Origin of the sequence: Paenibacillus sp. FSL R5-0923, from assembly GCF_038009145.1 — a bacterium.
Classification (GTDB): Bacteria; Bacillota; Bacilli; order Paenibacillales; family Paenibacillaceae; genus Paenibacillus_AQ.
Genome location: NZ_JBBPAT010000001.1, coordinates 3,655,300 through 3,670,489 on the forward strand (window position 1 = coordinate 3,655,300; position 15,190 = coordinate 3,670,489).

Sequence of the window (15,190 nt, forward strand, 5' to 3'; positions counted from 1 at the left end):
ATAAGGCTGTCTACCAGTAGAATCTTACTAGTAAACGGCCTATTTCTGTTGGGATTTAATAGAGAGTCGGGTGGATTTTATTAAAAGAAGACTTATAAATTCCCAACTTTTTTTGGACATATATTGGGCTAACGAGAATATAACTATACAATAAAACACTTGTTGAAGAAGAGGAAAATACATTAACGGTTAGGAGAAATGAACGATGGAATTCGAACTAGGCAGCATTTTGAAACTAGTGAAACGTAGGCTGCTGTTCATCATTGTATTATGTATTGTTGCGGTCGGAATTGCTAGCTTCGTTAGCTACTATGTCTTAAAACCGAAATACGAGGCGACGGCTTCTATTCTTATTCAAGGGGATAGGCAACAGAAAGCAATCAATGACATTATGGCTGGGCAAAAACTAGTAACCACTTACGGAGAAATTATCCGAAGCAGTAGAATCGCTGAAGAGGTCGTTAGAAGACTGCAATTAAACATGACCCCTGAAAAACTATTAGAAAAAGTGAAAACAAGAACAAGTAGCGAGTCACTCGTGACGACGGTAATTGTATCGGATTCTAATGCTCAGCGGGCAACGAATATCGCGAATGGCTTTGGTGAGGCCTTTAATGAGAACATCCAAGCGATTATGGGGGTAGAGAATGTTGTGCTTCTTGACCGAGCCAAGGTTCCTTTCGAGGCGATCTCACCCAAGCCAGTATTCAATATGGTCGTTGCTTTCGGACTTGCATTGATTGCTGGGATCGCATTTTCCATTCTACGGGAATTGGCGGAGAAACCTGTGAAAAGCGCCAAGAATATTCAGTTGGATTTGCAGCTTCCTCTTCTGGGAACGGTGGGAAAATTGAAGCCGCGGAAACGGCGGGAGAAGACGAAATCCAATTCAGTAGAAGGAGCCAGCAGACATGAAGAAGAAAACGCCAAGATTGTATTGCCTGGAACAACCGAAATCATCTAATGGTGACCAATTCCGAACGATACGATCTAATATTCGTTATACCCGAGTTGGTGGAGAAATTCGATCTTTATTAGTTACAAGCTCACTTCCGAATGAAGGTAAATCAACAGTGGCGATGAACTTGGCCATAGCGATGGCAGAAACGGGAAGAACTGTGCTGCTGATCGATGGGGATTTGCGTACACCAACGGTGCATAAGGCATTCGATCTACCCAATTGGATCGGATTAAGTAGTATCCTAGTGGATCAAACCCGTGTGGATGATTGTATTTTCCCTATTGAGGGATCAGAAGGACTTTCTGTAATGACATCGGGTCCGATCTCCCCAAATCCAGCCGACTTACTAGGATCAACAGGAATGAAAAGGTTATTTGCAGAGCTTAGTGAGAGATTTGATACGATTGTCATCGATTCTTCTTCGGTGTTAATGCCTTTTTCGGATGCCCTTATCTTGGCAAAGATGACCGAAGGGGTACTGTTAGTCGTAAAATCCGGGAAAGTGCTCTTAAAGCATACCAACTCTGCAAAACAGATCCTTGAGCAGCAAGGAGCACATATTTTGGGAGCGGTTTTGAATTATCGAAAAAGTAGCAAACGTTACAAGATTCGCGGTGAAGATTTTGCCGATTGGGCCTCAACTTCAGGGTTGGTCTAACGCATTATGACACTTGCTTCTCTTCGTTATTTATTCGGAAATATCACATACGCTGGCGCTCAATTCGTGATTGTAATTTTGCTTAATAAATTTGGCTCATCCGAAATCGTTGGGCAATATTCGTTAGGGCTTGCGGTGACTGCTCCCATCTTCATGCTGTCGCATCTGCATCTGCGTTCGGTCTTGATCGTTGATACATCTGGAAAATATCTTTTTGGAGATTTTTTTGGCCTTCGTCTCGTGACAACCGCAGTTGCATTCACGGTTACAGCAGGTTGTTGCATCCTTAGTGGTGCTGATTGGAATACAGCTTTAGTCATATTTTTCATAGGATTGTATAGAATTGTTGAGTCGGTCAGCGATATTTTATTGGGTATCGTTCAGAAGCAGGAAAGGCTAGATCAAATCTCTTTCTCGAGAGCTGCTAAAGGATTGTTCTCCATACTTGTCTTCGCCCTCGTATTTATCCCTACTCAGAGTCTCATTCTAGCGTTGTTAGTCATGATTATCGGATGGTTAGCAATAACCATTGGATATGATGCTCGCAAAGCGAGAATGCATACGTCGCTCAGGCCACTTTTTAACAAAAGACGATTATGGGGCTTGCTGCTCGTAAGCTCACCCCTTGGCGTGGTGCTGGCGTTGATGTCACTAAATACAAATATCCCACTATACGCGATTTCATATTTTAAAGGAGAACATGACTTAGGCATATACGCTACGCTCTCATACATGATCGTTGCCTGCAATGTTGTTGTGACTGCACTCGGTGAAGCGATAACACCACGTCTTGCCCGTTGGCACGCTAGCGGACGACATAAGGAGTTCATCTCTTTACTCAGTCGAATGATTGTAATGGGTATAGGAATTAGTGCGATCGCTTGTTTGATCGGGTGGATCTTTGGTCATCAGCTACTAACTCTTCTATTCAGTCCAGATGTGGCTGTAGAAATAGGTTTATTTCATTGGTTGCTCGTTTCTACCCTATTGGTATTTGTAACGTCTTACCTGTGGTATGCCATAACGGCTACCGGGAAGTACAAAGCGCAGATTCCCTTGTTTCTGTGTTCCGTGATCACTAATGGGCTTTCTTGTCTAATATTCGTGCCTATTTTCGGGGTGATAGGTGCTGCGGTGGGGGCTAGCTTGGCCTTATTCGTTCAGATGATAGGCAGTGTGATCGTACTTTTCTTGGTAATCCGCCAGGCAAGGAAACAGGTACAACGGGAATTGGCTGCATAGAAGCAATTTCTCATAGGAAAGTAGGGGCTTGTATGACATCTGTACTCGTTGTAGGGAAACCCTACACCATGCGTAATTTATTTCTGTTTGCGGTTATGGGTTACATCATCTGCCTTCCGGCTCAAATTGATTTCGGCGGCGCATTTCGAATCGCACCCTCTGACCTTTTCTTAATGCTTGGTTTGTTTGCAGCAGGTTTACACCTCAAATTGGACCCGAGGCAGTTCAGTTCATGGCATTGGGGGATGTTGTTTATTTTCGTCCTTGCTTCATTTGTATCCATTTGGCGCAATGGATTCATTACGCAATACGCTCTATTGCAAAAAGATTTTGGGTTTATACTCCTACTGCTGACTTACATCATGCTTGTTCAGGCTGTAGACAGCTGGGATCGGTTATATAAAATGCTACGAGCTTTTTTGATCAGTGTGCTGATCTTCAATGGCGTCGCTTTGTTCGATTTTTTTAGTGGAGTGAAGGTTCCGTTTATGGTGCAAGACGGTCGCCTCTCCGGGATGCTAATTGATCCGAATGCATACGGCGGATTACTAGTTACGGCTTTTGCCATTCATATAATGACGAGTGGAGACGGGGTAAAGCTGCTTAGAGGATGGGTGAGTACGCTAGCGACGATCACCTTAGCCGGGGGCATAATAATGACTTTTTCGCGTTCGTCATGGATAGGATTGTTCCTTGTCCTGCTTACATTACTGCTGACTAATCCTTCTCGACTTCTCAAGATCGGTATGGGGTTTAGCGTCGCGTTTGGAGCATTGCTGTTGTATAAAGGTACAGCTTATCTGGATGTGCTTGGGAATATGGCCAGCAGACCCTCGCAGATTCAGTCGCGTCTAGACATCATTGGGAAGGCTGTGGAGTGGATCGCTCAAAGTCCATTATTAGGGATTGGACTCGGTAGCTATAACTATGAACTGCGGATTATTATCCATAATACTCCGATCTGGTTTATGACAGAATTTGGCTTGTTGGGCTTGATTGTGTACGGCGGATTCATGATCTGGTTCTTCATCGTTGGGATCCGTTCTTATCGCGCGGCAGATAGGGTGAACAGACCGATCATTATGGCATTATTGCTGTCTCACGCAGCGATGATTGGACTTTCGATGGGTATTGAAGCCTTATTCCAGCGGTATTGGTGGTTCATGATGGCTATGAACGCAGCTTGCATCCGATTAACGAATACGGGATGGAAAGGAGTGAAGCGATATCGAACCAAGGGCACTGAAAAGTCAACGGGTCGTAACCTACGACAACAAACAGAACAAGCGCAACAAGCGCAATAATAAGAGGTTCGGGAGCATACCTGCTGAAGACTGTGGGCCGGTAAGAGTTGCTTTTGTAGCCTCCATTTTTGGGCATTTTGAGAGTTTCCATCTATCTTACATGGCGTTATTGCAGCAAAAAGGTTGTGAAGTGCATGCTTACGCGCAGCCCGGGGAAGCGAGATTGCGATTAGAAGAGAAGGGGATCGTGTGCCATGATGTGCCCATTCAGCGTAGCCCTTTACAGATGCAGAACTGGGCAGCGCTAGGGATACTAACGGAAAGCTTCAAGGAGGAGGGGTTCCAGTTCATCCATGTACATACGCCAGTCGCTTCGATTCTCGGACGGATTGCGGCCCATAAAGCAGGTGTACCTTGCACATTGTATACAGCGCATGGTTTTCATTTTTTCAAGGGAGCTCCTTTTCTGAACTGGATGCTTTATTATCCGCTCGAGAGGTTAATGGCCCGCTGGACAGATGTGCTAATCACCATAAATAGAGAAGATTATGAACGTGCCCAGAAATTTTCTATACGGAAAAAGGTGACTTATGTGAGTGGTGTAGGACTTGATCTCCAGGTTTACGGCAGTGAACAGGATCATCCTGAAACTGCGTCGGAGAAGGCAGATAGGCGACGCCAACTGTTTGATCTGCCGAAGAGTGAGCATGATGAACCTCCCTTCGTCATCCTATGCGTTGCGGAATTGAACGCCAACAAGAACCAGAAGCAGTTGATCGAAGCGCTGGGTCAGTTGGGGTCTCAAGCAGGCAACATCCATCTGGCTTTTGCGGGTACAGGACCGTTCGAGCAGACTCTATTGGAACTTGCTAATCGGCTGGGTGTCAGCGATCGGGTGCATATGCTTGGGTACCGTAGAGATATTCCGGATCTACTCAGAGCATGTGATGTTGCTGCACTTGTGTCTTATCGCGAGGGGCTACCTCGGGCGATTATGGAGGCGATGGCAGTAGGAAAACCCGTTATAGGTACGCATATTCGGGGGATTCATGATTTGATCGAACATGAGTCAACAGGCATGTTGGTTCCTGTTGGTGATATTACCGCTACCGCTAAGGCTTTTACTCAATTACGAGATGATCCAGCATTAACTAGGGCAATGGGAGAAGCAAACAAGGAGAGGATCATTCGTTACGGGTTGCCTGCGGTGCTCCGTGAAATGGACTCGATCTATATAGAAGCGCTAAACAAGGAGGAAAGAAAGCGGGTTCCGTCTGAAATGCATGCCAGCCTATCGGGGGATTGAATATTCACTCTCACTTAAAAGGCGAGTAAATGAATTTTTAGTTAATTAGGGAGAAAGAAGTGATGAAAATGCGGATCGTCCGTTTGGTCATGTTGGATGCAGGGATTATTGCGGCTTCAGTGTGGCTTGTGTTTTTACTTCGGTTTGATTTTCAAATCCCTGAGATGTACGTGTGGATGCTTCCGTGGGCAATATTGATTCACATTGCGGTGTATGCGGCCTTCTCATTTGGATTCAAAGTGTATAACAATATCTGGCGATACACCGGAATGAGAGAGTTACTGCAGCTTCTAAAAGTGAGTGTATTAACCCTCGTTGGAGTGATTGCTGTCAACGTATCCACCCATGTAGTAATTCCTTCCTATCGACTACCGATTTCTATCTATTTTGCAGCGGGTTATGTGTTTCTGGGCATTGTGGGGTTACGAATGGTTAAACGTCTTCTAAATGATGGATTTGAGACAACGGGTGTGAAGGATGCCTTCGAAGGTAATCTTCTAATCGTTGGGGCTGGTAAAGCTGGAATCCTCGTTACGAAAGATATCAAGCATTCAAGGTTCAAATTTATGCATCCCGTTGCCTTCATTGATGATGATGCATCTAAACAAAAGCTGGAAGTAATGGGGCTGCCGATTGTGGGTAACCGAAATTTCATTCCCGAGGCCGTGAAACAGCTGGACATTGCATTCATTATTATTGCCCTTCCGACAGCGCCACATAACGACTTAATGGAGATTATTGAGATCTGCAAATCAACAAAAGCACAGATTAAGCTAATGCCTAGTATGACAGAAATTTTGGACGGGAAAATGGCAGTCAATCGAATTCGTGAAGTGTCCGTAAATGATTTGCTGGGTAGAACTCCTGTTGAGATTAATACTGAAGAGATTCGTGAGAATTTAGGGAGTGAGTGTATTCTCATCACGGGTGCAGGAGGCTCCATTGGCTCAGAACTGTGCCGTCAGCTAGCTGCGTATCGTCCGAAGGAAATGTTGCTGCTTGGTCATGGTGAGAACAGCATTTACCTGATTGAACAAGAGCTACGCCAGTTATATCCCGATCAGAAGATTCAACCTATCATAGCTGATATTCAGGATGTGTCGCGGATCGATAGTGTTTTTCAGAATTTCCGACCTACGATTGTGTATCACGCCGCTGCGCATAAACATGTGCCCCTTATGGAGATGAATCCAGTGGAGGCGGTAAAGAACAACGTTATCGGAACAAGGAATGTAGCGGAAGCGAGTGCCAAATATGGAGCTAAGCGGTTCATTCTGATCTCTTCGGACAAAGCGGTTAATCCAACAAGTGTCATGGGAGCTACAAAGCGAGCGGCAGAAATGATTATTAATGATCAGAATTCATCTAGCAAGACGGTTTTTGCTGCTGTCCGTTTCGGTAATGTTCTCGGTAGTCGGGGAAGTGTTATTCCGTTATTCAAAAGACAGATCGAGAGTGGTGGCCCGGTTACGGTTACCCATATGGATATGGTGCGGTATTTCATGACGATCCCTGAAGCAGTGCAATTGGTTATCCAGGCGAGCGTACTGGCACAAGGTGGCGAGGTGTTCGTGCTTGATATGGGTAAGCCGGTTCGGATATACGATCTAGCAAGAGATTTAATACGTCTGTCGGGCTTAGAACCCGATAAAGATATCCCTATCGTGGTCACGGGCATTCGTCCCGGAGAGAAATTATTTGAGGAACTCCTGACAGAAGAGGAGGGATTGATGGTCACCAATAACTATCGCATCATGATCAGTCGGCCTCAAAGTGTTTCCAGATCCGAATTGAATTTGGTCCTTGGTGTGCTGGAGAATTTGTGCAAACGGTACGAATTTGTGCCAAGCAGTTATCAGATTAAGAAATTATTAAAGCAGCTTATTCCAAGCTATTCGGGCTTTCAGGAAGAACCACAGGTGGCTACTCATGAGCTTGAACGGATCAAATCCGAAGTTCATGCGGGGATCTAAGTGATGAAGTCGTTTATGAGTAGATGGAACAAGAAATTGCGTTTGCGTGGCAAGAGTGACAAGGAATTCACAAGAAAGCAAATAGTCATGCGGCGAATTGGAAGATTCGCCCTGATTGGTTTTCTGATTGTGATTGTAATTGGTGGCATTTGGATTAGAGGGGTATTAAATGCTGAGCAGCGATTTCAAAAGGCTGCCCTTAATCCATTAACGATACCTAACTCTAAAATTTCTGCAGTACCTGTGGGGAAGACGCAGTCGGATGGGACTACGAAAAGTCCAGCAAATTCGGATGGCGTGGTACTACCATCGACTGAACCAGCAGCATCGCCAGAAGCAACCGATAAAAAAACTTCATCCTTTAATGTTGTATTAATTGGAACAGATACGTGGGGTGGGGAAATCTCGCGTGCAGACACGATAATGGTTGTGCATGTAATGCCGGAACAGCGGAAGGTGAACATCGTCTCTGTACCGCGCGATACAAGGGTTTATGTACAAAATGTTGGATACACCAAAATTAATCATGCTCATATTGTTGGTGAATCCAAAGGTGGGAATGAGCAAGGAACGTTGACGCTCATTCAAGCGGTGAGCGACTTTATGAATATTCCCATTCATCATTACATCAAGACGAATTTCTCTGGAGTTCGTGATTTCATCGATTCAATCGGTGGGATCGACATGGTAATCGATCAGGATGTCACAATAACCCCAGAGATTACCATCAAAAAAGGCGAACAGCATTTGGATGGTGTGCATGCTCTCTACCTTGCTAGGGCGCGTTACTCTACTCCGAACGGTGACTTTAGTCGTCAAGAGGAGCAATTCAATATCGTTAGAGCTGTGGCCAATAAGCTGTTGAGCCCTGAGCATCTTCCGGATCTGGCGGGATTATTGCTCCATGAAAAGAAAGACATTATCGATACAAGCTTCAGTGACAGTGATTTGCTCAGCTTAGCTTGGTTATTCAAGGGAATAACTTCCGAGGACTTTAAATACGAGCAGATTCCAGGCAACAACAGTTTTGGTTCTGATCCGCTAGTCAGAACTAAGGTGTACTACTGGAGTGCTGATTTAAAACAGGTGAACTCACTGAAGGAACGTCTTTTTACGGATTAAGAGAAAGGCGGGAGGAGTACTAACATGTATCGCCATATGAAACGAGGCTTCGATCTTGTGGGAGCGATCGTTATGTTATGTATATTTAGTCCAGTCATGGCTGTGGTGGCGTTGTTGATTCGAATGAAGCTTGGAAGCCCAATCTTGTTCAAGCAGCAACGACCAGGGCGGGGAGAGAAACCCTTTTTTATCTACAAATTTCGGACCATGGCTGAACTGTATGACACGCAGGGTCAGCCGTTACCAGATGAGCGACGATATATCAAATTTGGCGGAATCATCCGGAAGCTAAGTCTGGATGAACTACCACAATTGGTGAATGTTGTGAAGGGAGAAATGAGTCTGATTGGTCCAAGACCCTTACTCATGCGTTATAGCCCATACTATTCCGAACAGGAGAGGTTGCGTTTCTCAGTAAGACCAGGAATTACGGGATTAGCACAGGTTTCAGGACGCAATACTTCGTCGTGGAAAGACCGGCTTTCGTATGATGTCACCTATGTCGAGAATTTAAGTTTCAGACTTGATGCGCTGATATTGTGCAAGACCGTCTTGAAGGTGATTCGCCAAGATGATGTTGTAGCCAATCCAGGTCGGCATAGCCTGCCTCTGGATGAGTATAGGTTGAATAAAAAGGAGGGCCAGGCATGAGTGTGCAGTTTAGACCGCTGCATGAAGACGATATACATCATGCATGCCGGCTCTTGAAGAGCAACTTACCGGAGCATGTGTACAATCAAACGATATTTGCTTGTAAGGGTTATCCAGCATATCTACAAGCGGCTTGTAAGTGTGGAGGTCATTCGGCCACATTGTTGATTGGAGCCTATATTGGAGAAGTGCTCATTGGATTCGCGGAATGGCGAAGAATGGAACAAATATTGGTTCTGAATAATTTAAACGTGGATGCGGCGTTTCGCAAGGACGGTATTGGCGGAATGCTCATGGCGTACGGAGAGAAATTAGCCAAGAAGGACGATATTAAGAAGTTGGTACTGGATGTGTTCTCGTGGAATGAACAGGCGCATGCTTGGTACCTTCGCCTTGGCTTTGTAGAAGAAGGACGTACTTATTGGTATGTGAGGGATCTGGATCGTTCATTAACGGCTAGCGCAGATGTTATTGCTTCTGGAGTGGATATAGATGATGAAGAAGTGACTTACATTATTGATGATTACCCAATGGCAGAGGCTCATCATCTAAAATACGGATTTTCTTCATTTAGGATTAGAACGAAGCAGAAGACTTCAGTTGTGGGCCGGCTAGGCGAGCAGTATTTTCGCATCCAACTGCAAAGTGGGGAGTGGGACGGCGGATATCCACTAACCGATGTGTTACTCGACCTTGACCGGGAGAGAAAGCTGTTATTGCTCTCATCCGATGCATTCTTACGTGAGAGAGACCCAGCGCTAAGCTTAAGCACTGAAAGTATACGTATGATCAAGATATTGGATTAGCAGCGAATGCTTCCAAAGTAAGTTTTGTCGAAGTACCTCAAGGAAGCGTACGCTAACATAACTTTTAGGAGGTGACGCATGAGTGATTTCATTGTGCTTAATAGCTCGCATTCTGAAGAATGGGATGCTTATTTGAATCAGATGGATAGTAAGGATATCTATTTTTCTGCAGATTTTTTTCGGCTGTTTGAGGATGATGATCATCAACAGGCAGAGCTGTTTGTTTTTAAGCAGGGTGAGAAGCTCATCATTTATCCTTACTTACTTCGCTCCATTAGCCATCTTCCCGCAGTCATCCAGCTGGGACTTGAAGGAGAATGGTATGACATCAGCACACCTTATGGATACGGGGGGCCAATATCTAATGTGCCTATAGGAGCGGAACGAACAGAGTTGTACCGACAATTCAGTGATACGTTTACAGATTACTGCAGAGAGAAAAAGATCATGACCGAGTTTGTAAGATTCCATCCTTTCATAGGCAATGCCGCTGAATACCAAAAAGGGCTTACTACGGAGCTCAATCGGAATACAGTATACATGGATTTGACAGTTGGCTCAGAGTCAGTGCTAATCCAGAACTATGGCAGCAATCATAAAAGAAATATCCGTAAATTAAAGTCAGCTCCATTCACCATTCGAAAGTCGGATCTTAAGGATCGGATCGAGCCTTTCATCGAGTTATATTACGGGACGTTAAATGATTTACAAGCAGATCCCTTTTATTATTTCCCTCGAAAATTTATAGAAGATACAAGCCTTATGCCAGAAGGACGGGTAGCGCTGTTTGAGGCGATGGATGGGGAGAGGAGTGTAGGGGCAAGTATTGTACTCCTTGATCGACCATGGATGCATTATCACTTATGCGGTTGGGATCGAGCTTATCTGCAGTGGTCACCCACCAAATTTCTCATCCACGCAGCAGCCGTGTGGGGGATGGAGAATGGATACGACAAATTCCATCTCGGTGGGGGATATAAGGGGAATGACGAGTTGTTTCAGTTCAAGCTAAGATTCGCTACTCAACTAGAACCACTAGACTATTACTTAGGTAAGCGAATATTTTTCCCCGAGGTGTATGAACGAATGATTGCACTCTGTGACACTGGGGTTGCGGGAAATTATTTTCCGCTCTACCGGCATCCATCTCTGTTGAATCAAAATATCATGGACCACGCTCTGAAGTAAGACAATAAGATATGTATTCCATTTGGATTAAAGCATCCAAATGGAGAAAGGAGCAAGGCATGAGTATTCGTCAACCACGCATTCTACCACGAATCTTGTTATCCCCACCGCATGTAAGTGGACGTGAACAGGCTTATTTGGAGGATGCAATTCACTCTGGCTGGATCGCTCCCATCGGACCACAAGTCGATGCTTTCGAGCGGGAGATGGCCGACTATACAGGTTCAAAGGGTGCACTTGCATTAAGCTCTGGAACAGCGGCAATTCATCTTGCACTACGTCTAGCTGGCGTTTCTCAAGGAGATTGCGTGATTTGTTCGACGCTCACGTTCGTAGCTAGTGCCAATCCTATTTTATATTTGGGGGCTACACCTGTATTCGTAGACTCAGAACCAGAGACATGGAATATGTGTCCACTAGCCTTTCAGCGGGCCTGCCTGGATTTGAATGATAGAGGGATACTGCCTAAAGCAGCTGTTGTTGTCAATTTGTACGGGCAGAGCGCAGACATGGAACCAATTGTAGAAATCGCGAATCGTTACGGTATTGTTTTAATAGAAGATGCTGCGGAATCCCTCGGTGCCTTTTATCACGGAAAGGCCAGTGGTACTTGGGGCCGCTTCGGAATCTATTCTTTCAACGGGAATAAAATTATTACAACCTCAGGTGGAGGTATGCTTGTATCGGATGATACCGATGCATTAGATCAAGCCCGTTTCTGGTCTACCCAAGCACGTGACACTGCTCCACACTATCAGCATTCCGAAATGGGTTATAACTACCGGCTAAGTAACCTGTTGGCAGCTATAGGACGAGGGCAACTGGAGCTACTTGAGGAAAGGGTCGAACGTCGTAGATATATTTCTCAAGTGTACTCAGATCGATTGGGATCCATTCCGGGTCTTCATTTCATGCCGGAAGCGCCAAATTGTCGCAGTACACGCTGGTTAAGTGCGCTAACGATTGATGAAGAAATCGCAGGCTTCTCCGCTAATCAACTCTTAAAGTGCCTGGAATTCAACAATATAGAAGCTAGACCTGTATGGAAACCTCTACATTTGCAACCTCTGTTCGAGAACGCCTTCTATTATCCATACATGGAGGGACATAGTGTATCTGATCAATTGTTCACAAAAGGTGTATGTCTACCTTCCGGTAGCTCTTTATCGGATGATGATCTGATACGCGTAATGGATGCGATAGAGTCTTGTATTCAGAACCGCTGAAAAATTACTTAGCAATCCATCCGTTAGCACCGGTTCCGCTTTCCTTCACATAAAAAGTGGCTTTCGCTACACCATCTGTTCGCATAGCCAGACTTCCAATCGGAGCGGTAATGGTTCCCTCAGGCGTTCCTTCCACGATAAATACTGCAGGAAGTAATGTTCCACCAACGAGTCGGACTGCCCGTTTGAAGTTACCATAGGTAGAGAACCATTCAGTTAAAGCATAAGGATTATACAAAGTACCAAGAGAAGTACCCTGCATGGCAACCAATGTTTCGAATTCTAGAATGCGTTTTACCTTTACAGAACGGGTATCGAACACTGCTACATTGTTCAGGTGCAGGAAGGGCTTAGCTGCACCATAAGAAGACGCTAGCACGACTTGATTGGTCCCGCTGTTACGGACAATCATATTGTCGACAGTAACCATCGCGTCAGACTCTGTTGTGAATAATTGTAAGGTACTGCCCGTTAAGTCCTGTGCATCTATCGTCCCCACATAAAGATCTCCTCCGTCGATTCGGACTCCGCTTGCTAAGGTGGAACCCGAGCCGTACATCCCTAACGAGCCGATATGCAATCTTGGTTTTCCTCCAGCAGCATTAAACGCAGCGTAGATCGCAGGGCCGCCGATTCCATCGAACCTTGCGCTTCCGATATCAATAAATTGTGAATAGATCGTTTGTAGACCGTAATTAGCTTTATGATCCGTCGAGCGAATAGACAAATGGCTGATTTTTAGCGTCAATCCATAGGACAGCAATGCTGGACTTACTGATCCACTTACACGCATATCTAGTGAACCGATGTCGAGAGTCCAGAGTCTCGTTATCTCATCTGAAAGTCCAGTTGTCATATCATTGCCGAAACCAGTTGTTGTCAAAGAGTCGAATCGCTGATAAAAGCTACGCGTTCCCTTGAAGATGTCGGGTTCTACATCGAGTGAATTGGCGCCATTAAACCCAGGTGCACCACCTCGACTGTTATTTAATACCGCTCTGTTGACATGAAGCTGGTCTACAAAATGGACTACAAAGTTCTTTCGACCAGCCGTTTCACAGTACGCATATCCGATATGCACATTAACGGATGGGATATCTTCTGTCCCTCCAATGAAAATATTATCACCATAGCAATCATGAGAGTACACCGATTCAATCGTTATATTTTGCGAAGAAGAAATGAACAAGCCATGAAGTTGATCGTTGACGGCTGTTTTAACAGTCGAAGCACTTCCGTCTATTTCGAGGCTGCCGGATATCGTGATGTTTGCGGCATTTAACATAACGAGAACTCGAGTATCCGATGGTGGGTTAGGGGCAAGCACCAATTTTGAGCCGGCTTCAAAGCTTAGGTTAGTTCCGGTTGGAATACGAAGACACCACCAATCTAGGACTGAAGGGTTACGCATGTGGCCGGAAGAGACTTTATATACACCAGGCGGAAAAATAACAACCTTGCGTTTGGCATTTCCAGCATTAATTGCATTTTGAATCGCGACGGTGTCATCTTTGGTACCATTCCCTGTAGCTCCATAAGATCGAACATTCACGTAACCGTTAGTTTCAGGATCTAATTTAATAGAAGTGACTGCTCCGTCCGCAATAACGGACGTTGTTACAGAATTATCTGGAATAGGTGCAGTTGCCATATACTTCACTCCTTTATTTTTTGATTTGAAATATAAGGCTAAGTTTCACGTTATAAATCATCCTTATATTTCTACGAGTAACGGTTGTCGTCCATAAAGGATGACAACATCGTTTCTTCTTAAGTATTTTATGTGAACTTTTCTACAGATGCATGGTACAAAGAGCACTTTACAGGGCGAAAGGAGTTTTTTATTTGAAGGTATTAGTAACTGGGGGGCTTGGTTTTATTGGGTCACATGTTGTTGACCGGCTTATAAGAGAGGGGATCGAAACTGTAATTGTAGATAATTTATCGGGTGCTTCCGGCTCATTCTATAGAAATCCTTCCGCTGTTTTATATCCGTACGACATTCGGGACGAGACTCTGGGTGAAGTCTTTATCCGTGAGAAACCGGATGCGGTCATTCATCTGGCTGCACAGATTGACGTAAGAGAATCTCAGCGCAATCCATTGTTTGATGCGAATGTGAATATTGTTGGCACACTTAACGTCCTGCGGATGTGTGAGGCCCATCAGGTTGAAAAGATCGTGTACGCCTCGTCGGCCGCTGTATACGGTAATCCTGAATATTTGAGCATTGACGAGAAACATCCCTTAAATCCTGAATCTTGTTATGGGGTATCAAAAAGTGTTCCTGAGTCTTATATTCGGATGTTTGCCAGCATGCATGGGCTAAAGTACACCATTCTTCGTCTTGCAAATGTATATGGACCTCGACAAAGCTCGCATGGTGAAGCTGGTGTCGTTTCGATTTTTCTGGATCGCATAAAGCAAGGCAAGGAACTTGTGATTTATGGGGATGGAGAACAGACCAGGGATTTTGTCTATGTTGAGGATGTTGCACAGGCGTTTGTAAATGCGGCTTGTACAGATGAGAATGCGGATAATCAGATCATAAATATTAGCTGCGGGGTGGCGACCTCCATTAATACGATTGTAGAAATGATAGGCGGTATTACAGGTCGGGAATCCCAGACAACCTATGAACAGGCTCGACCGGGAGATATTCTTCACAGCTACTTAAACAATAGTAAAGCAAACGAGTTGATGTCCTGGTCACCTCACCATGATCTTCACCGGGGACTCAAGAAGACGATTGCAGCCCGATTGACTGTAGGCAGTGCTGTGGACCATTAATCGCAAATATCGAAAGGGGTTAT

General features: G+C 44.9%; 13 protein-coding genes. 12 read left to right on the forward strand and 1 reads right to left on the reverse strand.

Going from position 1 to position 15,190, the window contains the following annotated elements:
* Positions 1-205: 205 nt before the first annotated feature.
* The 11 genes from MKX35_RS16350 to MKX35_RS16400 all read left to right on the forward strand — a co-directional run bounded on the left by MKX35_RS16350 (position 206) and on the right by MKX35_RS16400 (position 12,377).
* Positions 206-964, forward strand: coding sequence for a YveK family protein (locus tag MKX35_RS16350; protein ID WP_042189097.1), 759 nt, complete (start codon positions 206-208; stop codon positions 962-964).
* Positions 912-1,619: a CpsD/CapB family tyrosine-protein kinase gene (locus tag MKX35_RS16355; protein ID WP_042189094.1), complete on the forward strand. Its 708-nt coding sequence runs from the start codon at positions 912-914 to the stop codon at positions 1,617-1,619. Before MKX35_RS16350 ends, MKX35_RS16355 begins: the two co-directional genes overlap by 53 nt.
* A 6-nt stretch (positions 1,620-1,625) precedes the next feature.
* Entirely contained in the window at positions 1,626-2,861 is a 1,236-nt protein-coding gene (locus tag MKX35_RS16360) for an oligosaccharide flippase family protein (RefSeq protein ID WP_076300881.1), read from the forward strand.
* A 32-nt stretch (positions 2,862-2,893) separates the two neighbouring features.
* Positions 2,894-4,165, forward strand: a complete 1,272-nt coding sequence (locus MKX35_RS16365) for an O-antigen ligase family protein (protein WP_076286729.1) — start codon at positions 2,894-2,896, stop codon at positions 4,163-4,165.
* A gap of 64 nt (positions 4,166-4,229) precedes the next feature.
* The gene (locus MKX35_RS16370) at positions 4,230-5,411 is read left to right on the forward strand and encodes a glycosyltransferase family 4 protein (protein ID WP_256716418.1); all 1,182 of its coding nucleotides are present in this window, start codon (positions 4,230-4,232) and stop codon (positions 5,409-5,411) included.
* A gap of 62 nt (positions 5,412-5,473) precedes the next feature.
* Positions 5,474-7,384, forward strand: a complete 1,911-nt coding sequence (locus tag MKX35_RS16375) for a polysaccharide biosynthesis protein (RefSeq protein ID WP_076286731.1) — start codon at positions 5,474-5,476, stop codon at positions 7,382-7,384.
* 3 nt (positions 7,385-7,387) lie between these two features.
* Complete coding sequence (locus MKX35_RS16380) at positions 7,388-8,506, forward strand: LCP family protein (RefSeq protein ID WP_231573288.1); 1,119 nt, start codon at positions 7,388-7,390, stop codon at positions 8,504-8,506.
* A 24-nt stretch (positions 8,507-8,530) separates the two neighbouring features.
* Entirely contained in the window at positions 8,531-9,157 is a 627-nt protein-coding gene (locus MKX35_RS16385; protein WP_143759584.1) for a sugar transferase, read from the forward strand.
* Positions 9,154-9,963, forward strand: a complete 810-nt coding sequence (locus MKX35_RS16390) for a GNAT family N-acetyltransferase (RefSeq protein WP_076286732.1) — start codon at positions 9,154-9,156, stop codon at positions 9,961-9,963. The genes MKX35_RS16385 and MKX35_RS16390 overlap by 4 nt, the downstream gene beginning before the upstream one ends.
* A 78-nt stretch (positions 9,964-10,041) precedes the next feature.
* On the forward strand, positions 10,042-11,151 hold the full coding sequence (locus MKX35_RS16395) for a GNAT family N-acetyltransferase (protein ID WP_076286733.1): 1,110 nt from the start codon (positions 10,042-10,044) through the stop codon (positions 11,149-11,151).
* Positions 11,152-11,210: 59 nt separating this feature from the next.
* Complete coding sequence (locus MKX35_RS16400; protein ID WP_076300883.1) at positions 11,211-12,377, forward strand: DegT/DnrJ/EryC1/StrS family aminotransferase; 1,167 nt, start codon at positions 11,211-11,213, stop codon at positions 12,375-12,377.
* 4 nt (positions 12,378-12,381) lie between these two features.
* Here MKX35_RS16400 and MKX35_RS16405 read toward each other — a convergent pair whose 3' ends face one another.
* Positions 12,382-14,028, reverse strand: a complete 1,647-nt coding sequence (locus tag MKX35_RS16405; protein ID WP_076300884.1) for a glycosyl hydrolase family 28-related protein — start codon at positions 14,026-14,028, stop codon at positions 12,382-12,384.
* A gap of 194 nt (positions 14,029-14,222) precedes the next feature.
* Here MKX35_RS16405 and MKX35_RS16410 point away from each other — a divergent pair, with 194 nt between their 5' ends.
* Positions 14,223-15,167 (forward strand): NAD-dependent epimerase/dehydratase family protein, encoded by a 945-nt coding sequence (locus MKX35_RS16410; RefSeq protein WP_076300885.1) that lies wholly within the window; start codon positions 14,223-14,225, stop codon positions 15,165-15,167.
* The last annotated feature ends 23 nt before the right edge of the window (positions 15,168-15,190 follow it).